Origin of the sequence: Paenibacillus massiliensis subsp. panacisoli DSM 21345 (genome assembly GCF_000426545.1) — a bacterium.
GTDB lineage: Bacteria > Bacillota > Bacilli > Paenibacillales > Paenibacillaceae > Paenibacillus > Paenibacillus panacisoli.
In genome coordinates, this window is sequence record NZ_KE384537.1 from 1 (window position 1) to 24,391 (window position 24,391).

The following is a 24,391-nucleotide window of genomic DNA, read 5'->3' on the forward strand; positions in this document are numbered from 1 at the left end:
TTGGATTTTGCTTCACAAAATCCGCTCACTCGTTGTTCAGTTTTCAAAGATCAACTTCGTTTTTCTTTCCTGTCGTTTTCGCGACAGCTATAAGATCATAACATGTTACCGAGAGAAGTGCAAGCTTTTTTTTAAAAATACTTTTTACTTCTAATTCACTCGTTTGCCGCTCACTTTAACGGCAGAACATTAATCTATCATGTCTGCAGAATAAAAGCAAGCATATTTTAAAACTCTGACTCTGCTTCATCCCCCATCTCTATTAGATATATGAGGATTACCTTTAAGAAAAGCGCCCTCTGCAGCATAATGCCGTACGCCAGAGTTGAATCCCTTAACTTACTTTACCCTCTTTGCGCTGTACAAAGAGCGTCTATGAACCACCAGAAACTTATTCCTGGTGGCCCACTTTTGACAAGTCGACAGTTTACATAAGAATTATCTCTAAAGAATAAGCCCCATGACTCCCTCTCCTCATTCACTTACAGCTGGGACCTGATATACTCCGAGGGTGTCGTCCCGCTCCATTTCTTGAAAACCTGACTGAAGTACTGTGCATTCCCACCAAAGCCGAACATCTCGGCCAACTCGAACACTTTCACATCACCCTCTCGGCGGATATACTCGGCCGCACGCTCAATCCGGTAGCGATTCACATAATGAGAGAAGTTGTCACCTGTGACACGTTTGAAGATCTTCCCAAGATAATCGGAGTTCATATATAGCATTTCATTCGCTACTCCATTCAGGGAAAGGTCTGATTTGTGATAGTTCTCCTCAATAATTCCGATCATTTTATCAACAGTTGAGGACTGACGATAGATATTACGCTTGTAATAGAGGGCTGTCAGGCTCTCAGCCGCATTCTTGACGAACTCCTGCAGCTCGGACAGCGTATCCATCTCAGACAGGCTGGCCATCTGAGCCGTGAAGTCTGTTCGTTCCTCCTGAGGGCACAGCCGGATCATCGCCGCATAGAGCTGCAGTACGTAGGAACGGGTCACCGCAATCTCATGACGCTGTACTGCAAGAATGCTGAACAGACGATCCACTTCCTCTGCCACTTTCTCCCGATTACCAGCCTTAATAAACATGCACAGCTCCTCTACATCGAGATCCAGCTCATCGCCTTCCTTCAAGTCACTCGTAGCGAGATCATCCTTGGTGATCAGACTACCCTCCCCCGTATAAAAGCGGTGACTCAGACACTCTAATGCCTCGCGGTACATCTTGCGCAGCCTTAACATGCGATCCGATTCAGTGACAGCAGCCGTGACCTCCAGCTTGTAAAATTTGTGAAAGGTGCTGCGAACCTCCTCCACTCCGCTCATTAGCTGACTCGACTCCTCAGGACTCTCTACAACAATAAGCACCTGACCCTGAATCGTCGTGCTGAAGAGCACCTGGCCTAACACATCGGCGGCGATATTTTGAAGAGCGAACCAATGCTCTGGCTCATGCGGACCCTCCAGTCGCATGAGCACCATCTGCACCTGCTTATTCTGCAGCTCCAGACCGAACAGGTTCTGATAATATTCCAGATCCCGGCTTCCATATGTCTTGTTCAGGATGAACTCACGCAGCACCTGCGATTTGACATGAGGTAGCATTTTCTCGAAATCCTGCTTCATCCGACTTACGAAGTCGTCCCGGTCCCTCTGCTCTTCCCGTTCTTTACGCAGTTCATTGATAGCATCACTGATCTGATTCTCATTACATGGCTTCAACAGATAGTGCTTCACACCATATTGCATCGCGCGGCAGGCATAGTCGAAATCCTTGTGGCCTGACAGCATGATGAACCGGATATCCGGATAGGCTTCATGAGTCTTCGCTACGAGGCCAAGACCGTCCAGTCCCGGCATGGAGATGTCGCTAATCACAATATCCGGCTGATTGCTCACAATCTGATCGTAAGCCTCCAGTCCATTGCGGGCCGTGCCTACCAGCTCGGCACCTGATTTTTGCCAATCCACCACTTGAGATATGCCGTCCAGAATCATACGCTCATCATCAACCAACAGAACTTTGTACATGAATCTCCTCCCCCTTCACATATGGAATACGGACATGAACAAGAGTACCTTGGCCAGGACCACTCTCTAAGTGGATACCCCATGCTTGGCCGAAGGTTAGTTGAATACGTTCTTCAATATTAGAGAGACCGATACCTTGCCCTCGGGTCTTGACCTTGCCGCTATGCAGCCTGGTTATGAAGTCACTGGTCATCCCTGGGCCATCATCTTCAACACAGATCTCCAGCGCAGAATCCTGCCGGCGAACACGAATGACGATATGACAAGGCTCAATACGTGGTTCAAGGGCATAGTGAATGGCATTCTCCACCAGAGGCTGCAGGGTCAGCTTTGGAATAAGCGCTGTCTCTACCCCTTCTTCCAGATCAAGCTCGAAGTTCAGCCGTTCTTCAAAGCGAGTCTTCTGAATCGTTACATAGCTATGGACAATATCCAGCTCACGCTCAAGCGGAATCAGCTGCTCCTGCAGGTTCACGGCGTTGCGTAGCAGAAAAGCCAGCGCTTCCACCATTTCCGATATCTTGTCTTGCTTGTTCAATTTGGCGAGCCAGTTCACGGACTCCAAGGTATTGTATAGAAAATGTGGATTAATCTGAGCTTGAAGCGCTTTCAACTCTGTTTCACGAAGCAATAGCTGCTTAGCGTAATTCTCGTCGATTAGCTCACGAATACGCCGGATCATTTTAATATAGGTACGATAGAGCAGACTAACTTCATTATGAGATGGAGAAGGCATGCGGCCAAGGGATTCCTCCTTTAGCTTGTCGAGATTCCCTTGCTCGATCTTGCGCATATTCGCGATGAGCTGCTGAATGGGTCTGGTAATGCTGACAGAGAGCTTCGCACCACACGCTAGTGCTACAAGCAGCATAAGTACGAACACTCCCATGACCAGATCCTTGATCACTTGGACTCTTTGGAACATTTCCTGAAACGGAGTCGTGTGCAAGTAGGTCCAGCCTGTATAGCTTGAGGTAGCTTTAGCCGTAAAATAGCTCTCCTGGTCGTAGGATTCAATCCCATAAGGCAATGTGCGCTTCAATTCCGTGCTGATTCCTTCCGGGCTTAACAGGGGGACCTCAGGATAGATCAAGCGTTCTCCGTCTACAATCATCAGCTGTCCGCTATCCGCATCCTGTACGCGTTCATTGACGATTCGGTCGATACGCACCTTGAGCACCAAGGTACCTAATCCTTGCAGGGTAAAGGTCTGACCCGTGTAGGATTTGATCTGACGGACTGCCAGCAGAGACGAGTCCCCTGGAGCGAACCAAGCATTGGAGCCGCTATTTTCCTGAGCAAGACGGACAAGATGAGAGCGCAGATCCTCAGGAATCCCTTCACGGTTCCCTGCCGCCATCACCTTTCCCTCATTATCAATCAATAGCATGGAATAGACATATTTCTCTGAACCAGCCAGAGAGATGAGGCGATTCGTGATCTTCTTGTGCAGCACGGTGCGACCGTAGGAGGATTCCTCCTTCTCAAGCTGTCTGAGATGATCCTGCAGCGCTTGGTCTGAGACGACATTGAACGTGAGACGCTCCACTTCCTTGAGCTGATTCTCGATATCTATGGATGACATGTTCAGCACCTGAGAGGTCTTCTTGTACATTTGATCATCATATATGTTGAAGACGTATGTCAGCACAGCAGCAAAAATGGCAAAGCTGGTCAGCATAAGCAGCGTAATGAGCAGCATCATCTTATGATGAATTCCAGCGTTTATGAAAGCGCTTTTGATTTTGTTCGCCATCATACTCCTCCTTCTGCACATCGTTAGGTACAAGCTGGAAGCTGAGGTTACAAGAATAGCGGCACTCACTGTACATTCTTACAATAGCCATTGGCCACGGAGGTTATCCGACGTATACAGATTGGTTACATTCGACGAAAATGTATAAAATCTATAATCTTCATTCAAAATACCCCAAGCCGGACTAAACGGCAAGGGGTATTTTGAACCAACATGACTTTACATCGTTATCGCAAACCTGTCTTCGTTATTCCAAACCTGTTGCGTTGTTCTTGTGCAGAACATCCAGCAGCTCGGCATGAATATGCTTGTTGCTGGCCACAATATGGCGTACGGTCAGATCATAATTCTTTCCGATCGTATCCGTCATGCTACCACCCGCTTCCTGCACCAGCAGGGCGCCTGCTGCCACATCCCAGGGAGACAATCCCACTTCTGTATAGGCGCTTAGACGCCCGGCTGCTACATAAGCCAGATGCAGTGCAGCAGAGCCACCGGCCCGGAGGCTTCTGACCTGCGGAGCCAGTGCCTGAATTGCCCTCATATTCACGGGCAACGCAAATTCACGGTCTGGTGGCGTACCAATAGCGACAAGGCTGGAGGCCAGCTCACGCTCCTCTGATACAGTCATTCGTGTACCATGCACATAAGCGCCCTTCCCTTTCTCACCAACAAACATTTCATCTCTGGACGGGTCATAGATGACCCCGACGATAACCTCACCCTGATGAGCCAGTGCAATGGATACAGAATAATAAGGGAAGCCATGTACAAAATTCGTCGTACCGTCAACCGGATCAATAATCCATAGGAACTCTTCCTCCTGTGCCGCCTTTAATGCTGCAGCAGCGGCCTCACGCCCCGGCTCTACACCCTCTTCACCCAGAATGGCATGGTCTGGAAAATGGGTCAGGATCAGCCTGCGGATCATCTGCTCTGCTCCCTTGTCCACCTCGGTGACCAGATCCTGCGCAGATTGCTTCGTACTCAGGTGCTCCACCGTTCCCAGTCGACTCTTGATCCATTCACCCGCCTTTGAAGCAGCATTAATGGCTACAGCAGTATAGCTCTTGCTTGTAACGACATAAGGAATCTTCTCTTGTTCTCTCTCGTTCACAGCACTCACTCTACTTTCATATCACATCCATAAGCACAGCAACCACGCTGCTGTGCCCATGATGTTGTTATTATTAATATCAATTCGATTGCTTTGCTTGTACAAGATACGCCACTTCCATAGCAAAGTTTCGCCCGAAATTGCGACGAGCAGCATTTCCTCTCATCAGCCCTCTACTTCAATCGTCGCTCCATCCAGGATACGAATCCCTTCACCCTCGTAGGTTCGAAAATCCTCCATAAGCTTCAGCAGTGCTTCATCCTTGCGCTTGGCCTCAATCATGACATCGAGCTCCGGCGTCTTGGCAGCTATGGCTCGTAGAAATTCAAGCAACGGCCCTATTGAGACATGATCAGCATGACCTCTTGGGTCTTTCGTGCTCTTCGGGCTGGATACATGAATCTTGGGCGGCAGGGGCTTATCTACCGAAGATCCGGCTTGAGCGAGTGGTGTGTGCCACGTCTTCAATATGGTAGGCCACAGCTCCCAGGGCCTCTCCCCGTCATTGTTAACCCATTGATGGTGAATGTCCAGTACCATGGGCAGTCCCGTGTGCTCGCAGACGGTCAGCGTCTCGGATGCCGTGAAGGTCTTGTCATCGTTCTCCAGCGTCAGCCGCTCCAGCATAGGCCGTTCGAGACGAGCTACCTGCTCTTCGAAGCGTAGCGCTGAGGTCTGTTTGTCCCCATAGGCTCCACCGATATGAATGTTATTCTTCGCTGCTGGCCCCAGGCCCATCGCCTTCAGCATGCGAACATGATGCTGTAGATCACGCACGGAGCTAACAAGCACCTCGGGGCGGGGCGTGCTCAGTACAGTAAAATGATCGGGATGAAAGGATGCCCTCATGCCCGCTTTCTTGATCACATCTCCAAGCGCGGCAAATGCTGGCCGCAATACAGGATACGGGTCCCAATCCTGCAGCTCCGCATGAGTAGCCAGCGGAATGAGCTTGGATGAGAAGCGATAGACCATAATATCGTGCGCCATATTATGACGCAGTAGCCTTAATGTATTATGTAGATTCTCCTCCGCGATACGCTCCAGCTTGCGAATAGCAGCCTCTCTGTCCGGGATTTTGCTAAAGCTGGCATACGTCATCGTCCTGGAGGGAGATGCGTTACTGACGGTAACGGACATCGCTACATATCCGAATCTGACTCTCATGCCTTCCACGTCCTTCCGGGTCCATACTTCACTAGCCTGCTCGAGTCATCTATCCACTCCCGAAGCCAGACTGTCTGTATTAAGCATATTACCCGGAAAGTAGCGTCTCAATTCCGCCAGATGCTAGGAACCTGACTGGCGACTGAAGAACATTTCATCTGCCAGGGCTGTCTGTACTCTCGATTCCTCTTCGTTCAGCTTGCGATTGAGCGTCATTTCCACCTCAGTAACCTCTTCACCCTGAAAATTAATTTCGGCAATGCTCGCTACAATGGTTACGATGGCAACAGCAACATTATCCGGACTGTAGGCAATAACCTGCTGACCTGTCGGGAAGACGCGCAGCCCGCTTTTCACCATTTTCCCCCGCCCGTATTCCAGCAGCTCGTACAGCTCTTGCTCGCTCTTGAATTTACATACTGAGTTAAACTCTGTCTGGAAGCCCATGAGAATTCCTCCTAAATATGAATACTGTATATTGATTGTAACAGAAAAACAGCTAATCTCCGATTGCCGATTAACTGTAACGCAATAACTTTTATCGAATAGCTGAAGCAAGGAACCTCTTGCTCCGTGAACTCTGAGTTCATTATGTGAATATTCCATATCATAAATCATCATCCTAGCGGCTGAGCTATGTAAATCGTGGGTACTTCTGCATCTCTTATACCATGGCAAAAGGGGAGAAGCTCTCCCCCTTAACATGCTACATATTAAATATGCTTAATTATGAAGCTTAGTTACCATGCTCATATTGCAGAGATGATCGCTGGGCATAACGCTCTAACCCCAACCGGATCATATGATCAAGCAGCTCGGGATAGGATACGCCAGTCTCTCTCCACAATAGCGGATACATACTGAACGGGGTGAAGCCTGGCATCGTATTCACCTCATTAATCAGTACGAGGCCATCTGATCTGCGGACGAAGAAGTCCACTCGCGAGATGCCGCAGCCTTCAATAGCCCGGAATGCCTTCAACGCAGCTTCACGCACACGGTCCACAACTTCCTCATCCAGCACTGCCGGAATGACCATTTCCGATTGGCCGTCTGTATATTTCGCAGCATAATCATAATAATCAGCAGAGGATACGATCTCCCCAGGCACAGATGCCATCGGCTCCTCATTCCCCAGCACGCTGACCTCTACTTCACGGGCATCCACGAACTCCTCTACAATGACCTTCAGATCATAGCGAAGGGCGAATTCCACAGCCTTCTCCAATTCCTCACGATTACGGGCCTTGGAGATCCCGACGCTGGAGCCCAGGTTGGCAGGCTTAACGAAGCATGGATAGCCCAGCTCACGTTCCACCTGAATTAGCAGCTCATGCGGGTCCTGCTGCCATTGGATGCTGGTAGCATAGCAGAAATTAACCTGTTCCAATCCTGCCTGCGCAAACAGCTTCTTCATGACTACCTTATCCATTCCCGCTGCAGAAGCAAGCACGCCTGCTCCCACGTAGGGCATATCCGCCATCTCAAAGAGCCCTTGAATGGTTCCGTCCTCACCGAATGTGCCATGCAGCAGAGGGAACATAATATCAGGCCCACCACCTTCACCATACAGCTTGCTGAACAAGCTATTCATTGCGTCCTTGCTTGATGCGCTAGCGTTCGGTAGCTTCAGATCCTCAATGGCAGGGAAGGGCTCGTGGATCTCCGCACCTTTCCGCCAATCGCCCTGCTTAGTGATGTAGAATGGAATAATAGCATATTTACTGAAATCAAAAGCATTCTGCACGGCATATGCCGTCTGTAATGATACCTCGTGTTCGCCTGACTTGCCTCCATAGACAAGACCGACTGTCAATTTGTTCTCTGCCATGCTTACCTCCGCTTTCTGACCATGCCTGTGACTCAAGTGATATCGAGCCTGTGTGTGTTCTGCTTAAATGCCATCCATCTGGATAGACTCATTTCTGGAACGTGATCGATTACAGATGATCCGCAATATGATAAAAGCGATAGACCGTCCTGTCCGTCCACGCATAAGAATCCCGGTAATCCCAATAACGATGACGCGCACTGACGGTATGGGCGTTGACCAGCGGCATACCTCCCGCATCAAAAGCCGTGACGATCGTGCTATGCTGGAACGTACCGTCACCATCCCAATCGTACGAGATAACATCCCCAAGCATCAGCTGCTCCGGTCGCTCCACAGGTACCGCGTCAAAGCTACGCCCACTAGCACCCAAATAGCGCTCCAGCGCGTTCGATACCGCCCAGCTGAAGCTCCATAGCTCCTTGCCACTAGACCGCCCTCTGTACCACCAGCCCGATTCTCTTTTACCAGTATAGTGGATCGGTGCCCCCCCTGCAAAGAGACATTGCGACACATAATTGGTACAATCTACATCGAATGCTTCAAACTCTGGATTGTAGCTGTCCCACCATCGATCAGCATAAGCAACTGCCTCTTCCCGCCTGTACCGAATGGGCCGCCCTCCTCCGCTAGCACCAAGCACTTCCTGGTTCAGAAATGGTGGATTGTCTGGCCTCACGATCGAGCCTTGCCCATCCGCGGTCTCTGGGAAGGCCACCTTTGTCTCCGAGCGACCCTCAGCGGAATCCCTCTCTACCCGCGAAATGATCCAGTACCGTCCATCACGAATAAACGTCAGTCGCTCCTGCTCAATTCGGTCCTCACGATGTGTCATGCCACCCTTCACATAGAACACCCGAAGCTGCAGTCGCACATCCACTACAGTCTCCTCCGGCAGTGATGTCACAACGCGGAGCTGACTGGCCCGGGTCTCGCTACGCAGGGGCACCGCTCCACGCTCCCTATACCATTCTACAAGCCGTGACCGCAGCTCCCCTCGCTGGTACAGTAGGCCCAGATCTGTAATGACGCCATCCTCCCGCACAGGCCCCTCTCCCACCTGTACTCTGTTGTAATGATTCACATAGCTGTATAGCGCTTGTCTCCAACCCTGCCCATCCATGGAGCACCCTCCCCTCTCTCCCCCAAGAATTAAGGCTCCTCTTCTACGAAGTCTATGAGGAAATGGGACGCGTTATGAATTCGTTCCATATGAAAAGAAAAACAGCTAGTAGGGATCAAGCTTACGCTGACCTCTACTAGCTGCTGGCGGCTTGCCTCTGAGACTAGCCTTTCTTAATCAATTATTACTTGGATTAAAGCTTATGCCTTAACAGTATACAGCAGCTCTTTCTCCTGCACAGTGGAGGCACCGGAGGATTCGATGGAGCTGTAATTGTGAATGTTAGTAATGATTACTGGAGTAATGGTATCGTAACCTGCCTTGGCAATCTCAACATGGTCGAATTCCATCAGCACATCTCCGACAGATACCTTCACTCCCGCCTGTACTTGCGGCGAGAAATGCTGTCCTTTCAGCTTCACGGTGTCGATACCGATGTGAATCAGCATCTCAGCACCTGTATCACTTACCAGACCAATCGCATGACCGCTCTTGGACAAGGAGAATACCGTTCCGTTCACAGGAGATACCACACGTCCTTCGGACGGCTGAATCGCAACGCCTTTACCCATAATCTCTTCCGAGAACGCAGGATCATTGACCGCAGACAGCGGCTTCACTTCTCCAGCAATCGGACTGAAAATTTGCTCATCCTGCATTTTCACTTCTTCTGGTGTCTGTACAGCCGCAGTCGCAGCAGACCCACTTGCTACAGCAGAGCTCTCAACAGCTGTAGTCTCGGTAGCAGGAGCTGCCTCTTTCACATCTTCAAAGCCAAGTATATAAGTCAGCACGACAGCCACAGCCATACCAATAACCAGACCCAGGATGGTGTATACGAAAGATGGTCCAATCATGACTGGTAGAGCTGTAATACCTACGATACCACTCATTGCAAAAGCCTTGGCGCCGAAGAAGCTCATGAAGGCACCACCGACAGCTGCACCGATGAGCGCTGCCAGGAACGGCTTCTTAAAGCGCATGTTCACGCCGTACATCGCCGGCTCTGTAATACCCATAAATGCTGTAACAGCAGTAGAATATGCTGTGGAGCGAACTCCTTTGTTCTTCGTACGCAGACCGACACCGAATGCACTTGCTGCTTGGGCCATATTCGCCATCAGCATCAGTGGAATCAGATAGTCATAACCCAATGTAGCAATTGAACCGATAATGATCGGAGCCAATGCATAGTGCATACCTGTAATGATAATCAGGGAGAAGGTACCTCCTACAAGCAGACCAGCCAGCAGTCCGGCATTCGCGAACAACCAGGCAATACCATCTGCCAATCCATTACCTACAACCACACCAAGCGGTCCGACTGCAATCAATGTAATTGGTGCAATGATTAGCAGAGTTACTGTTGGAACTACAATAAGCTTCAAGGAAGCATGTGTGTATTTATCTACGAATTTCTCAACATAAGACGCCAGCCATACGGCCAATACAATCGGAATAACCGATGAAGAGTATGTTGCTGCCAGTACAGGCAGTCCGACGAAGGTTACAGGCTCTCCAGAAGCGAGCAAGGTAATGAGCGTCGGATGGACTATAGCCGCCCCAATCGCCGCACCGATATACGGATTACTACCCAGCTTCTTCGCTGCACTAAAGCCAAGAATAATTGGCAGGAAGTAGAATGCTCCGTCGCCAATAGCGGACAGAATAGAATGGTTCATGCTGCCTTCGGTCATCCAGCCCATGGAGACCAGCAAGGCTACAATCCCCTTGATCATCCCTGCGCCGACGATGGCCGGCAGGATCGGAGTGAAGATCCCGGAGATGAAGCCCAGTACATCACTTACAGAGCGCTTCTTCTTGACTGGCTCAGTATCGCCTGTGCTTGCTTTTTTCGCTTCCGGGGATTTGGACATATTATTCACCAGCTCGTTATACACCACAGGTACATCGTTACCGATGATAACCTGGAACTGGCCGCCATTCACCATAACGCCCATGACTCCAGGAGTGTTCTGCAATGCTTGCTTGTTCGCAACGTTGTTGTCGTTCAAGTTGAAGCGCAGACGAGTCATACAGTGTGTGACCTGATCGATGTTCTCTTCTCCACCGACATGCTTCAGTATTTCTTTGGACAAAGCATTTTTATCCATGATGTCTACTCCTTTGAATTTGGATTGGATAGCTCGTAGCATGTGTAGAAATAACCACAGCATGTACAAACAAAAAAACCTAGAACCCTGAATCACCCCGAAGCAATGCAATGCTTGCTTGTCGTGATTCAAAGTCTAGGTTTTGCCTACATTAGTAACAATCCCGTGTTGCCTATTCAATTGGCTTCTCCCCCTACAATCCGCTCAATATGGATCGTGAGGTACAGAATCTCTTCCTTGGACAGGTCTCGTCCGTAGATCTTACGAGTATAGCTGCCGATCTTCTCCGCACAAGCAAAAGCTTCCGGATATTGACGACTTACCAGATCATGGAGCATGTTATCCTTGTCCCGCTGCTCAACGGCTGTGCCTTGCAGCACGCGCTGAGCAAAAAACTTCAGATGCGTCAGGAAGCGGTAATAACTAAGAGAGTCCTCATCCAGCTCCACCAGAAAACTGCGTCTGACAATATTCAATATGTCCTTCACGATGTTGGTCATGCTGACCGTCTCGCGCATTTCACCATTCATCCGGGCGTTGACCAAATGCATTGCAATAAAAGCGCACTCATCTTCTGGCAAGGAGACACCAAGCGTCTCTTCGATAATTTGTAGCGCTTTCTCACCAATGGCATATTCCTTACGGTACATCCGCTTGATCTCCCAGAGCAGTGCATTCCGAATCGGAAGTCCCTGCCTATGGCGGTCAATGGCAAAATGGATATGATCAGTCAAGGAAATGTAAATACTGTCGTGCATTTTCTCGCCCAGCACCGTCTCGGCATACCGGACGATTTCATCCGAGCATTCCACATATTCTGCGGGAATATCGGACAGTAAGGTCATCAGCTTCTGTGATACTTCCTTGTTGTCCTGCGAAAAGATTTTCTCGATCTGGTCTTCTTCAATAGTATCGCCAGCATGCTTCTTGAAAGCGATGCCACGTCCCATAACCACAAGCTCGTTCTGGAATGCATCTAATACCGTAACGACATTATTGTTGAGCACCTTCGCAATTTTCATTCCATCACCTTGAACCGTCATAGTATAAAAGGCAAAACCAAAACAGGCATGAATTGAAAATGCCGGTTGCTGGTTTTGCCTGAATGAACAGTAACAATCCAGAGTTATTTGACCGTAACCCATTCTAACATAACTCAAAGTAAATAACAATGGATGGTGAATTGTTAAAAAGAAGCTCTTCTATTTTTTCAAACTTGCACCGTTAGTAGCAATTACTTCCTTATACCAGTTGAAGGATTTCTTCCGGTATCTTTCCAGTGTGCCTGTACCGTCATTGTTGCGGTCTACATAGATGAAGCCATAGCGCTTCTTCATCTCTGCTGTGGAGGCACTTACAAGGTCAATACAGCCCCAAGGCGTGAAGCCCATTACCTCTACCCCATCCTCAATCGCTTCTCCCACTTGTACAAGGTGATCGTTCAGGTATTGAATGCGATAATCGTCATGTACCGTCTTGTTGCCATTCTCGTCCGTAATCAGCTCATCTACCGCACCCAATCCATTTTCAACAATGAACAAAGGCTTTTGGTAGCGATCGTAGAACGTATTCAGCACGTAGCGCAGTCCTTGCGGATCGATCTGCCAGCCCCACTCACTTGCTTGGAGATAAGGGTTTGGTACGCCGCCCAGCAGGTTGCCTTCACCAGCAATTTTCTTCTCTGGATCACCTGTCTCACAGATACTCACGTAGTAGCTGAATGAGATGAAGTCTACTGTATTCTTCAGGATTTCTTCATCACCTGGCTCGAAGTGAATGTTGATGTTGTGCTTTTTGAAATAACGGTTCAAATATTTAGGATATTGACCACGTACATGAATGTCAGCGAAGAAGTCGTTCTTGTGAACGGATTCCATCACAGCGATCACATCGTCCGGGTTAGGAGTCAGTGGATAGGTAGGCATACTCAGTACCATACAACCAATCTTGGCTTCTGGCATGATCTCATGGCCGATCTTCACAGCAAGCGCACTCGCTACCAGCTCATGATGGACTGCTTGATACAGATCCTGCTTGGACAGCTGTTCCTTCGGTGTGCTGATCCCGCCGCTCATGAATGGGGCTTCCAGAATCGAGTTGATTTCGTTGAACGTCAGCCAGTATTTAACCTTGTTCTTGTAACGGTTGAACAGAGTTGTCACATAGCGCTCATAGAAGCCGACCATCTTACGGTTCACCCAGCCATCATACTCTCTGGACAGATGCAGCGGAGTCTCATAGTGAGAGATGGTTACGAGCGGCTCGATACCATACTTGTGGCACTCGTCGAACAGATCATCATAGAATTGAAGACCTTTCTCGTTCGGCTCCAGCTCGTCCCCTTTCGGGAAGATACGGGACCAGGCGATAGAGGTACGGAATACCTTGAAGCCCATCTCCGCGAACAGCTTAACGTCTTCTTTATAGCGATTGTAAAAATCAATTCCGATCAGCTTCAGGTTGTCCTCGGTAGGCTCCGGGGTTGGTGGAGTCTTGATGCCATTTGGCATAACGTCTTGTACAGACAAGCCTTTGCCGTCTACGTTATAGGCTCCTTCGAGTTGGTTGGCAGCTACTGCGCCGCCCCATAGAAATCCTTGTGGAAATGGTGTGCTCATAATAATGAACCTGCCTTTCGTTAAGTGGATGGATATAAAGCCGATATGGCCTTATAGCTCAGGATTTTGCAAAATCAAATGGATTTGCTAGACTTGATTCTAGGCCTGATTCAATTCTAGGTTCTGCAACGCGTTTCATGTCAAGCGACTTTTCCGAAGGAGAATGGAAATGGCTAATTTAGAACAAATCGCGCGGCTGTCGGGCGTCTCCAAAGCCACGGTCTCACGGGTCATCAACGGCTTCCCTCATGTGAGTGCCGAGACCAGACTTCGGGTACAGCAGGTCATCGATGAGATGGACTATGTACCCAATCGTACAGCCGTATCCCTGTCCAAGGGACGGACACAACAGATCGGACTGGTAACCGGGACCATCAGTGAAATTATCATGCCGTTCTTGAACGGCTTCATTGAGACAGCCAAAAAGCATGATTATCAGACAGTCATTTATTTCACTGGTGACGATCCAGCTACAGAGCTGCAAGCTTTTGAAGATTTAAGGAGTAAGCGGACGGATGCGCTCGTGATCGTTACCTGCGCTAACCCACCTTCTCTGCTGAGTACATACAGCAAATACGGCCCCATCGTATCCTGGCAACGAATGCCCGAGCATGTCATCCCTTCTGTAGCCATGGATCAGGGTATAGGCTACTGTCTGGCGCTCAAGCATCTGCTTGCGACAGGAAGACGCCGTATAGCTCATGCCTTTGGACGCCCTGAAAGTCTCAATACGCAAAGTAGAATGCACAGCTATGAGAAAATCATGCATGAGCATGGGCTTCCCATCGCACAGGAACTTTATTTTTCTTCTATATATTCTGTTCATCATGGTGAACAATTGATTCAGACCCTACTTGAGCGCCAGAAGGAAGGTCATGAGCTGCCAGACGCCATATTATGCTCCAATGACTATGTCGCTGCAGGTATTCTGTGCGAAGCACGTAGGCATGGTCTGAACGTACCGGGTGATCTAGCGATTGTCGGGTTCGATGATAACGAGATATCACGCACACTGGAGCTGACGACAGTACATAATCCGATCAGAGCCCAGGCAGAGCATGCCTTCTACATGCTTGCCCCCACGCTCCTGCATACCGAGCTTAAGCAGAGCCAGCTGGAATACAAGCTCATTCTGCGCTCTACGACCTGAGTCACCAGCCTTTCTGGATTTCATTCAAAGTTATAGAAAAAGACCTGCACAGTGAGTGCTTGAACTCAAGAGCTTGGACTCAAGAATAGTAACTTCTTGAGATGGATCAAGACTGCTGTACAGGTCTCTTTTTATTCATTTGACTGCATTAGCTCTACGCGTAACTACACCAGATCCACGTGATTATTTCACTTCATACTGCTGCAAAGACTTCAGAACCTGTGCTGCTTCTGCTACTGTCACCACCTGTGCAGGCTTCAGCTGGCCAGCGCCATTCGCAGGCATAATTCCCAAGCGGCTAACAATCACCGCATCCTGATAGGCCCAATGCTTCTCCGCTACATCCGAATATCCTGTCATGGAGCCGGGAGACTCTGCTGTCTCCACGCCGTTGGACTTCAGCCATTGACCTACAATGACTACCAATTGAGCGCGTGTCACTGCGGCATCCGGAGCGAATTTGCCTTGACCTATACCACGCATTAAGCCCGCCCGGGTCACGGCTTCTATCTCCTGAGTGCGTTCGGTACCCTGAACATCCTCATATAGTCCATATACAGAAGCTGCTACTGGCAGATTCAGCTCTGTCGTCAGCAGTCCTGCAAGCTCTGATCTCGTGATTGGCCCACTTGCTGCTGGTTGCTCTGCAACTTCTTCTGAAGTAGTCTCTGTTGAAGGTGTCCCACTGGAATCTCTCTTCTGTGAGAACAGCCAATTGATCATATTCTGATCATTGAAGACAGGAGCCCAGGACCAGTGCTTCATGGCACCGTAGAAACGCTGACTGTCCATAAATTCATCAGTGTAGAGCGTTTCCTTCACCTTCGTTGAACCCAGCTCAATCAGTGCCTGATAAGCAAGCTTACTAGTACGGCTGTCCGTAATCGGATCATTCTCCGCATGGACGATCCAGAGCGGCATGTCCACCAGACCTTTCAACTCCTGCTTGAAGGCATCCACCGGCCCCTTATAGTCTGCAACAGCATCCTTAGCCGCCACTACGATGGCACCTGCGAACAGATCAGGATATTGCATCATGAAACGGAAAGCACCACCGCCACCGCTGGACACCCCCGCCAGATAGATACGATCCGGGTCTACCTTCCCTTCAGCAACGAGCTTCTGAATCAACTCATATTGCAGGACGAAGTAATCCTGCATCTTCTTCAGCTGCTCTGCATTGCTATAGATTGCCCAATCATAATTCTTCGGGTAATGCACCGCGAGCACAGAGGTATCCTTGCCAGATTCGGTCCAAGTCGTGGCGCCACGATTCTCGGTCAGCTGCTTGATGTTATCCGTACCGACCTCTCCTCCTCCGTGCAGCCATACAACTAGCGGTTGTGGTCCTGTGGATTCACTCAGCTTCAGTCGATACGGCAGCGTCTCCCCATTGCTTGCTGTGAAAGTTCCAGGCTCGAACTCATCTACAGTACGAATGGATACGCTATCCACCTTGTCTGCATTGAAGGATAGCTCCGGGAACTTCGTATTGGTTACAGCGAACGCGGATACTGTGCCCCCGGGATAACGGAATGGCTTGAAGGTAAGATGGATGCCCTCCTCACTGACAGCGATTTCAAGACCATCATCCTCATAATTGTCCTGTACAATCTCCCCCTGCTCATTCACAGGATAACCGTCATAATTGCCTGTAATTTCAAAATCCTCAGCCTGTAGATCAGCATAGCGATCAACATCCGCTACTTTGATATCGAAGGACTCCACCATCGTTCCAGCATCCCCGACATACGCCTGGCCTGTAATTTGTTGAACAGACGGCGCCTCTTCCGCAGCTGCAGGTACGATTAGCCCTGCGGTTCCAATGACTGCTGCCAACAGTCCGGTCAAGCTTTTTCTTACCAAATTCATTGCTTGTAGCCTCCCTCTCAGGATCATACAGCACAAAAAGACGGTCAAAACCTACAAATGGTCGCCCTCATGCGCATCTGCATCTCTCAAGACATGCGATGTGCTTCAGAAACCATATGTCAGGTTTTGCCCGTCTGTGCGGTTACAATCCTATCGTTGTAAACTCACCATAACGCAGTGTTGGTAGCGCTGTCAATGACTATCTTTACGCCAAATCCTCACCATTGGAGGCAATAACACGCTTGTACCAGTCAAAGGAATCCTTTTTCGAACGGTTCCATGTTCCCTTGCCCTCATCATCCAGATCAACATAGATGAAGCCATAACGCTTGGACATCTCGGACGTCGACATGCTCACCAGGTCAATTGGTCCCCAGCTCGTATAACCCATCAATTCAACGCCATCCTTGATGGCTTCCTTCATCTGTTCGATATGCTTGCGCAGGTAATCAATGCGGTACGTATCATGAATGGAGCCGTCTTCTTCGACGCGGTCGTAGGCACCCAGACCATTTTCCACAATGAACAACGGCTTTTGATAACGGTCGTAGAAGTTGTTCAGCGTCACACGCAGACCAATCGGGTCAATCTCCCAGCCCCAATCGGATGCTTCCAGATGCGGATTGCGGACGCCTCCAATAAGGTTACCTTCACCAACCTCGTCATCCGGATTGGAGGAGCGAGTGATCGTCATGTAGTAGCTGAATGAAATGAAATCCACGGTATTGTTCAGCAGCAGCTCATCATCGCCTGGCTCACGTTCGATTACAATGTTATTCTCAGCAAAATAACGCTCCATGTAATTCGGATATTTACCGCGTGCATGAACATCCGTGAAGAACATGTTCACCTGATTCTCCCATTGTGCCATGCGTACATCGGCAGGGTTACAGCTGAATGGATAGGTCTCCATGCGAGCCAGCATACAGCCCACTTGGGAGCCTGGAATAATCTCATGCGCCAGCTTGGTTGCTTTTGCACTTGCTACAAATTGATGGTGCAGTGCCTGGTAGGACGTCTGCAGCTTGTTATCCACTTGATCTGTCAATACGCCGCCACCCGTATACGGGCTGATGAGCATGATATTGATCTCGTTAAATGTTAGCCAATATTTTACTTTGTCCTTGTAACGCTTGAATACAGTCTCTGCATATCTCGCATAATGATCTACAACCTCACGGCTAGCCCATCCATTGTACTTCAAGGTCAGACCAAGCGGTGTCTCATAATGAGACAGCGTTACGAGCGGCTCGATTCCGTGCTTCAGCAGCTCATCAAAGACGTTGTCATAGAATTGCAGCCCCGCTTCGTTCGGCTCCGCATCGTAGCCGTTAGGGAAAATACGTGCCCAGTGAATGGACATCCGGAATACTTTGAAGCCCATTTCAGCGAACAGCGCAATATCTTCCTTGTAGCGATGGTAGAAATCAATACCGTCACGCTTAGGGAAACGAGCCTCGACTTCACCGTTCAGAATTTGCTGAATACGCTCGGTAGTCATCTCCATAGCATGAACGCTTCTACGCTGGTCCTTGGGTACCAGTGCGATCATGTCTGCGGTGGACAAGCCTTTACCGTCAGCATCAAATCCACCTTCCAGTTGGTTAGCCGCAGTAGCGCCTCCCCACAGGAAATTTTCGGGAAATCCTTGTTTTGCTGCACTCATTGATAACGACCTCTTTTCTACATTAATATGGGCTTTTCAGGATTCCCGGCAAAATGTGTTGCGTAACTACTTGTCAACTATGCCCGAAAAACAAGAAAAACCTAAATCCAAGGTACAAACAACTCCCTGGTCAAGGGAATCACTTCTACCATCGATTTAGGTTTTGCCTGATTACCAGTTACAATCCTCTTTCGATGAAATTATAGTAGATGAAACACATTCATTTCAATGATGATGCATTCGTAATAGTACTGGCTGGTTCTGGAACTAAATATAGCGTAGCATAGGCTCTCGGCAAAAGCAATTTGGCTACGCCTTATGGTGTCTTTAGGCAGTCGAACCAAGGCTAAAAGGCCTTTACGAACAGCTATGAAAACGGTATACTTAAGTCATGGTGATTTTTGAAATTATGTTTCATCTGATGAAACAACTTCATGAGGAGGTTCATTCATGCCAGGACAAGACCAGTTCTCTATTGCCCGTAACCTAGAGGTTAACGGACAATCTTACCGCTACTACAGTCTTAAGGCACTTGAAGAGCAAGGAGAAGCGGGCGTAGCTCAGCTCCCATTCTCAATCAAGGTATTGCTGGAAGCGGCGCTTCGTCAGTTCGACGGACGTGCGATTACCCAGGATCATGTCAAGCAATTGACGAATTGGGCAGCTGATCGTGATGCGAACAAAGAAATTCCCTTCATTCCTGCACGTATCGTATTACAGGACTTCACAGGCGTACCTGTCGTAGTCGATCTTGCGGCTATGCGTGACACCGTGAAGAAAGCTGGCGGTGATCCGAAGCAGATCAATCCACTCGTACCGGTCGATCTCGTTATTGACCACTCCGTCATGGTTGATGCCTTCGGTAGCAAGGACGCGCTGGATTACAATATTAATGTAGAATTTGAACGAAATGAGGAGCGTTATCGCTTCCTGCGTTGGGCTCAGACAGCATTCAACAATTTCCGTGCTGTACCCCCTTCAACCGGAATCGTGCATCAGGTGAACCTGGAGTATCTGGCTTCTGTCGCAGCCACGAAGACAATCGATGGCGAGACTGTTGTATTCCCTGACTCTCTGGTAGGGACAGATTCCCACACCACCATGATTAATGGTCTTGGTGTCGTAGGCTGGGGCGTAGGTGGAATCGAGGCTGAAGCAGGTATGCTGGGCCAGCCGCTATATTTCGTAACTCCTGACGTTATTGGCTTCAAGCTTACAGGTAGCCTCTCCGAGGGTGCAACAGCAACAGACCTTGCGCTGACCGTTACTGAGATGCTTCGCAAGAAGGGTGTAGTAGGTAAATTCGTTGAATACTACGGCCCAGGTCTCGCTAATATCAGTCTTGCTGACCGCGCAACCGTAGCGAACATGGCTCCAGAGTATGGTGCTACGATTGGCTTCTTCCCGGTAGATGCCGAGACGCTCGCTTATCTGCGCAGCACAGGCCGCTCCGAAGAGCAGGTAGCACTGGTAGAACAATATTACAAAGCACAAGGCATGTTCCGTACAGCTGACACTACTGATCCAGTATTCACGGATACCATTGAGCTGGATCTCGCGTCGGTAGTGCCGAGCCTTGCTGGACCGAAGCGTCCGCAAGACCGCATTGAGCTTGCACATATGAAAGAGAACTTCGAAAGCATTATCCGTACCCCTGTAGACAAGGGCGGATACGGCCTGAGCGATGAGAAGATTGCACAAAAGGTTGCTGTAGCTCATCCAGATGGCTCCAAGAGCGAACTGGCTACTGGTGCGGTAGTTATCGCCGCGATCACTAGCTGCACCAATACCTCCAACCCAAGCGTTATGCTGGGTGCAGGTCTGCTTGCGAAGAAGGCGGTAGCACGCGGTCTGGTGAAGCCAGGCTATGTGAAGAGCAGCTTGACTCCAGGCTCCCTGGTCGTAACCGAGTACCTGCAAAAAGCAGGACTCATCGAGCCGCTTGAAGCACTTGGCTTCCACGTAGCTGGCTATGGCTGCGCGACTTGTATCGGTAACTCCGGTCCATTGCCAGATGAAGTGAGTCAGGCAATTGCTGATAATGACATGACTGTAGCTGCCGTATTGTCCGGTAACCGGAACTTCGAAGGTCGCGTTCACGCCCAGGTCAAAGCGAATTATCTCGCTTCACCTCCGCTCGTCGTGGCTTACGCCTTGGCTGGCAATGTCAATGTCGATCTGCAGAATGATCCGATCGGCTATGATCAGGAACAACAGCCTGTCTATCTGAAGGATATCTGGCCGACTTCCGAGGAGATCAAGGAAGCGATCAGCCTGTCCCTTAGTCCGGAAATGTTCCGCAGCAAATACGAGAATGTGTTCACGGCCAACGAGAAGTGGAACGCAATCGATGTACCAGAAGGCGAGCTGTACGAGTGGGATGAGAAGTCCACTTATATCCAAAACCCACCGTTCTTCGAGAAACTGCAGGATGGCGTTCAGGACATTGCAGAGATTCGTAATGCACGCGTACTCGCCCTGCTCGGTGATTCTGTAACGACTGACCATATCTCTCCAGCTGGTAATATCGCCGTGAACAGCCCAGGTGGCAAATACCTGACTGATAATGGCGTCGAGCGCAAGGACTTCAATTCCTACGGCTCCCGTCGTGGTAACCATGAAGTGATGATGCGTGGTACCTTCGCGAATATCCGGATCCGCAACAACGTTGCTCCAGGAACCGAAGGCGGCGTAACCAAGTATCTCCCTACGGATGAAGTCATGTCCATCTACGATGCTTCTATGAAGTATCAGGACGGCGGACAGAATCTGGTCGTTATTGCAGGTAAAGAATACGGTACAGGAAGCTCCCGTGACTGGGCAGCGAAGGGTACCTTCCTGCTGGGCGTCAAAGCAGTCATCGCGGAGAGCTTCGAGCGGATTCACCGCAGTAACCTCGTAGGTATGGGTGTACTGCCACTCCAATTCCAGGAAGGCTATGGCTGGTCCAGCCTTGGCATTAATGGTACAGAGACGTTCGACATCCTGGGCATCGACAACGAAGTGAAGCCTGGTCAGGCACTCACTGTTGTAGCGAAGCGTGAGGATGGTACCAAGTTCGAATTCCCTGTCACGGCTCGTCTGGACAGCACGGTAGACATCGATTACTATCGTAACGGTGGTATCCTGCAGACGGTACTGCGCCAGATGATCAAGAACAACTAAATCTATAATCAGAATTATGGATAGCCCCTGATACTGATACAAAGACAGCAGCAGCTCATTCCGATGTTGGGATGAACTGCTGCTTTTCTTTGTCAATGATTTATACTGTATAGAACAAGCTTAGCTCAATGTCACAAGAGCCACCGGCCAGGGATACTTCAACACTTCAATACTTGAATAATCTATAAAATACACAAATGACACTCAGGAGGTCATCCATACTATGAAAATTGATCGGCTGCTGGCCATTGTCATGCTATTACTGAAGCACCGGAGAATGCCCGCCCGGCAGCTGGCAGATCGCTTTGAAGTCTCCCTGCGTACTATTTACAGGGACATCGATACGCTAAGTCAGGCCGGAGTGCCTGTCGTGACCTATCAGGGCATGAACGGCGGGATCGGACTAGTGGAGGGTTACCGTCTGGATCATACCCTGCTCACCGATCAGGATCTAGCTGCGATCACGACAGCTATTCGTGGCCTCAGTACATCCATGCCAAATCAAGAGCAAATGCTGCTGCTAGACAAAATCACCCAGATCATCCCTCCCTCCAAAACCGAGCAATTTCGCATTCAGACCGAGCAACTGGTCGTAGATTTATCGGACTGGGGTGGACACCGGGAACTACCTGAAATGCTGGGACAAATCCGAGCAACCATTGCCGACAGCCACATGCTCCATTTTAGCTACAGGAATGCTGACGGACAGTCCACTATGCGAACCTTGGAGCCTCACACCCTTGTACTAAAGAAAAACCAATGGTACGTATATGGCTACTGCCACCTTCGCTGCGAATTCCGTTTGTTCAAGCTGTCACGTATGAAGGACGTTCGGCAGGGACCAGACACCTTCATCCGTCGACCGCTCGCTGTGGAGGAGCTGCCTTGGCAGCAGGATTGGGGCAAGCCAGAGCAGCAGGTGGACATCGTTCTCCGCTTCCATCCTAACGGAGTACATCTCGCCGAGGAATGGTTCCCTCTGGAGCAACAACAACAGGACGCTGCTGGCTACACCCGGGTGTACGTATCCATGCCCGAAAATGACTGGCTTTACAGCTTCATACTAAGTATCGGAGCAGTCGCTGAGGTACTGGAGCCTCCTGCCATTCGGCAGCGAGTTCATGAGATGGTGCTGGACATGCAAAAAAAGTATAGCCTTCCACCAGTAACCTGACAGAAAGCTGTCATATTTCAACCTCTACACTATTCATGAATAATGAATACAGGAGGAATTACATATGAATATCCATTGTCAAAGCTGCGGTATGCCGATAGACGACCAAGACCTGAGAGGAAGCGAGCTGAATGGCAGCACCTCCATAGACTACTGCAAATACTGCTATACAGACGGTAGCTTCACCGAGCCAAACGCTACGCTTCACAGCATGATTGAAGGTTCTTTACCCTACTTGGTGGAGGACGGATGGACCACTGAGAACGCCCATGCGATGCTGCTTGAATTTTTGCCTACACTTAAGAGATGGTCCGGCCCCAAGGGGTCTTCCCCAGCACTCGGTATAATTGTTGACACACTACCAACCTTTGGTATCATGCCTTCGCCGCGTGCACCATGGTTCGTGAAGCTTGAGAGCTTTGTCTTGGGAGGAATCGCAGCACGCACCTCCAACAGCGCAGAGACAGACAATGCGGGCCATGAGGGACTCATTCCTCGCTTATGGGGTCAATTCACGCAGGAGAACATTCCGGGACAGATCCCGGGATATATTTCAGGTCAACCGATCTACGGCTGTTACACAGACTATGAAGACGGGGTAGACGGTGCTTATACCTTACTGCTCGGCACTAGCATGGCTCCAGCAGACGTACCAATACTACCGCAGGGACTAGTCTCTACCTCATTGCCGTCAGCTGACTATGCTGTGTTTCGTACTGCGAATGGGCCCCTCGCACAAGTCGTTTTCGATACCTGGCAGCACATCTGGGCTTGGACCGAAGTAGCTGCACAGCACGGAATCCGTCGGACATACACAGGAGATTTTGAGCTTTACGATGGAAGTGGCTCGGACCCGCACGTAGAGGCTGACATTTATGTTGCGATCCAGCGCAGCGAAGACGATCCTGCTGAATAGCTCCCAGCCCCGGCCTGTACACACAGCACTTTCTGCAAGCTACATACAGCTTATAGACCGCAAATGATGTGCCTTACTTCATGTGAAGGGCGCTTCCCCTAGGTCCTAGAAAGCGCTTCTTTTCCAAAGGCCTATAGACCTCTTTGATTACTAGTCAATTCCACCTATATTCATACAACCTTCCCGAGTCCACCACAAGATGATTAAGACCATTTTACCCTTTTCCCCGAAAAGGGTTTTCCTTTATTTAATTATGGGTAAAACAGGGGACACCCTAACGAAGTGAGAATGTATCAGTACAGTGAGTCATCTGGGACCTGTGCACGATACCCTGCTGAAGTAATCTATCTATATCAAAGTAACCTACTCAATCGAACCTACATAAAATGCAGATAACTGGCATAGTCATCTACTATCTTGATTACTATTACGAATCTGGGAGGAGAACGCATGCAGATCATGAACATTACCTTACATACGCTCATTCCTTATAACCATCAATATCCAAGAACGAATCCTGTACAGAACTCCAAGAAGGACGATAGTGACAAGAAGCTCAGCTTCCAGCAAATTCTGAATGAAAAAATGGCAAGATAACGGGTCGCTTCTGCCACTGACCACGCTTACGGAGTATAATGATATGTGCCATCACAACAGTGACTTAAATCCGTGTAGATACAGCAACA

At 49.4% G+C, this 24,391-nt stretch carries 17 protein-coding genes; 5 read left to right on the forward strand and 12 right to left on the reverse strand.

Annotation, left to right across the window (positions count from 1 at the left end; translation table 11 throughout):
* Positions 1-482: 482 nt before the first annotated feature.
* The 10 genes from K331_RS0128115 to K331_RS0128160 all read right to left on the reverse strand — a co-directional run bounded on the left by K331_RS0128115 (position 483) and on the right by K331_RS0128160 (position 13,762).
* On the reverse strand, positions 483-2,036 hold the full coding sequence (locus tag K331_RS0128115; protein WP_028592898.1) for a response regulator transcription factor: 1,554 nt from the start codon (positions 2,034-2,036) through the stop codon (positions 483-485).
* Positions 2,014-3,792 carry a cache domain-containing sensor histidine kinase gene (locus tag K331_RS0128120; RefSeq protein WP_028592899.1) on the reverse strand — a complete coding sequence of 593 codons (1,779 nt, stop codon included), beginning with the start codon at positions 3,790-3,792 and terminating at the stop codon, positions 2,014-2,016. The genes K331_RS0128115 and K331_RS0128120 overlap by 23 nt, the downstream gene beginning before the upstream one ends.
* A 247-nt stretch (positions 3,793-4,039) precedes the next feature.
* Positions 4,040-4,909 carry an inositol monophosphatase family protein gene (locus K331_RS0128125; protein WP_028592900.1) on the reverse strand — a complete coding sequence of 290 codons (870 nt, stop codon included), beginning with the start codon at positions 4,907-4,909 and terminating at the stop codon, positions 4,040-4,042.
* A gap of 165 nt (positions 4,910-5,074) precedes the next feature.
* Positions 5,075-6,076, reverse strand: a complete 1,002-nt coding sequence (uvsE, locus tag K331_RS0128130; protein ID WP_028592901.1) for a UV DNA damage repair endonuclease UvsE — start codon at positions 6,074-6,076, stop codon at positions 5,075-5,077.
* 123 nt (positions 6,077-6,199) lie between these two features.
* Positions 6,200-6,523 carry a hypothetical protein gene (locus K331_RS0128135; RefSeq protein ID WP_018887357.1) on the reverse strand — a complete coding sequence of 108 codons (324 nt, stop codon included), beginning with the start codon at positions 6,521-6,523 and terminating at the stop codon, positions 6,200-6,202.
* A gap of 289 nt (positions 6,524-6,812) precedes the next feature.
* A complete protein-coding gene (locus tag K331_RS0128140) occupies positions 6,813-7,907 on the reverse strand; it encodes a D-alanine--D-alanine ligase (RefSeq protein ID WP_028592902.1) in 1,095 nt (364 codons plus the stop codon).
* 109 nt (positions 7,908-8,016) lie between these two features.
* Positions 8,017-9,030 (reverse strand): amidase domain-containing protein, encoded by a 1,014-nt coding sequence (locus tag K331_RS0128145; protein ID WP_028592903.1) that lies wholly within the window; start codon positions 9,028-9,030, stop codon positions 8,017-8,019.
* 200 nt (positions 9,031-9,230) lie between these two features.
* On the reverse strand, positions 9,231-11,144 hold the full coding sequence (locus tag K331_RS0128150) for a beta-glucoside-specific PTS transporter subunit IIABC (protein WP_028592904.1): 1,914 nt from the start codon (positions 11,142-11,144) through the stop codon (positions 9,231-9,233).
* Positions 11,145-11,320: 176 nt separating this feature from the next.
* The gene (gene licT / locus K331_RS0128155; protein WP_025679258.1) at positions 11,321-12,166 is read right to left on the reverse strand and encodes a BglG family transcription antiterminator LicT; all 846 of its coding nucleotides are present in this window, start codon (positions 12,164-12,166) and stop codon (positions 11,321-11,323) included.
* Positions 12,167-12,346: 180 nt separating this feature from the next.
* Positions 12,347-13,762: a glycoside hydrolase family 1 protein gene (locus K331_RS0128160; protein ID WP_028592905.1), complete on the reverse strand. Its 1,416-nt coding sequence runs from the start codon at positions 13,760-13,762 to the stop codon at positions 12,347-12,349.
* Positions 13,763-13,931: 169 nt separating this feature from the next.
* Between K331_RS0128160 and K331_RS0128165 the strand changes: the two genes are divergently transcribed.
* Entirely contained in the window at positions 13,932-14,912 is a 981-nt protein-coding gene (locus K331_RS0128165; RefSeq protein ID WP_028592906.1) for a LacI family DNA-binding transcriptional regulator, read from the forward strand.
* 183 nt (positions 14,913-15,095) lie between these two features.
* Here the strand turns inward: K331_RS0128165 and K331_RS0128170 are convergent, their stop codons facing one another.
* Entirely contained in the window at positions 15,096-16,784 is a 1,689-nt protein-coding gene (locus K331_RS0128170) for an S-layer homology domain-containing protein (protein ID WP_028592907.1), read from the reverse strand.
* A 205-nt stretch (positions 16,785-16,989) separates the two neighbouring features.
* Positions 16,990-18,450, reverse strand: coding sequence for a glycoside hydrolase family 1 protein (locus K331_RS0128175; RefSeq protein WP_028592908.1), 1,461 nt, complete (start codon positions 18,448-18,450; stop codon positions 16,990-16,992).
* A gap of 450 nt (positions 18,451-18,900) precedes the next feature.
* Between K331_RS0128175 and acnA the strand changes: the two genes are divergently transcribed.
* The 4 genes from acnA (at position 18,901) to K331_RS32410 (ending at position 24,302) form a co-directional block, all read left to right on the forward strand.
* The gene (gene acnA / locus K331_RS0128180; RefSeq protein WP_028592909.1) at positions 18,901-21,615 is read left to right on the forward strand and encodes an aconitate hydratase AcnA; all 2,715 of its coding nucleotides are present in this window, start codon (positions 18,901-18,903) and stop codon (positions 21,613-21,615) included.
* A gap of 223 nt (positions 21,616-21,838) precedes the next feature.
* Positions 21,839-22,789, forward strand: a complete 951-nt coding sequence (locus K331_RS0128185; protein ID WP_028592910.1) for a helix-turn-helix transcriptional regulator — start codon at positions 21,839-21,841, stop codon at positions 22,787-22,789.
* A gap of 64 nt (positions 22,790-22,853) precedes the next feature.
* A complete protein-coding gene (locus K331_RS0128190) occupies positions 22,854-23,705 on the forward strand; it encodes a zinc ribbon domain-containing protein (RefSeq protein WP_028592911.1) in 852 nt (283 codons plus the stop codon).
* Between the two features lie 450 nt (positions 23,706-24,155).
* On the forward strand, positions 24,156-24,302 hold the full coding sequence (locus K331_RS32410; protein ID WP_018887376.1) for a hypothetical protein: 147 nt from the start codon (positions 24,156-24,158) through the stop codon (positions 24,300-24,302).
* Positions 24,303-24,391 lie beyond the last annotated feature (89 nt).